At 41.6% G+C, this 908-nt stretch carries 1 pseudogene; it reads left to right on the top strand.

The window, feature by feature from the left end:
- A pseudogene (locus tag GNF10_RS37135) lies at positions 1–908 on the top strand (exonuclease V subunit alpha); the annotation flags it as partial.

The raw sequence follows: 908 nt of genomic DNA, 5'->3' as shown, positions 1-908 counted from the left end.
CTAGCCTTGATTGCGGCAGACTACACCATTGGGCAAGAAAGTTTTTATGTGGCGATTAGTCGAGCTAGGCATAACGTTAAACTTTATACTAAAGACAAATCAGAATTGCTGGAACTGGCGCAAGAGTCTAAAGCCAAAGATAACGCTTTAGAATTGCTGATGAATTCCTTAAAAGTAGAACGAATTCAGGCGAAAACTGCCTCGGTCACTCTAAGAGCTAATGAGCCAGTAGTAAAACTTGAAGTTGCAATAGCAGAGCCAGTACTAAAAGCTCAACCATCAATCACTGAACAAGTCTCTTTGTCAGTTAATCAGCCAGTTAGTCAGCCAGCCCCATTAGTTACAACGAGTTTAGAAACTGTAGCCAAACCCACTCTCCAAGAAAAACGTAGAGATGATAGAAAGCCTCCTGTTTTTTCAAAACCAGTATTAAAAACTGCTGTACCAACAGAAGCATTTTGGACACCAAATCAGACTGAAAAAATACCTAATTTTATTGAACCAAAGCACTGGCAAGAGTTTGAATCAAGTGCCATTCACCCAGAAATTGCAGCGCTAAACTTTGAAAGCCTTCAGTTCAACCATGCAGGTGGTGAGCATGAGGCTTGGGAAAGGCTGATGGTTAGTGAAAAACTTAATCGTACAAATACGGGGCGACTTAGCGAAGGGTTAATCAAAGCCTATTCTCACCTTGATGCTGGTGGTTGGTGGTGTGATGCTGGAGTTGACCCACGTTGTTTTAGAGATTTAACCCCAGGTGATAAACCTGCAAGCAAAAGATGGGGATGTTACAAGCCGAACACGCCTAGACCCAAAAAAGATGAGTCTGGGCAGATAATTGAAGGGAAATTCATTAAATATGAGCATCCCCCAAAGGTTGAATTAAGTATATTCTTGCTCAATGTCTC

The sequence above is a fragment of the Nostoc sp. UCD121 genome, assembly GCF_014222285.1.
In the GTDB taxonomy this organism is placed as follows: domain Bacteria; phylum Cyanobacteriota; class Cyanobacteriia; order Cyanobacteriales; family Nostocaceae; genus Nostoc.
This window is presented reverse-complemented; position numbering and strand designations above follow the sequence as displayed.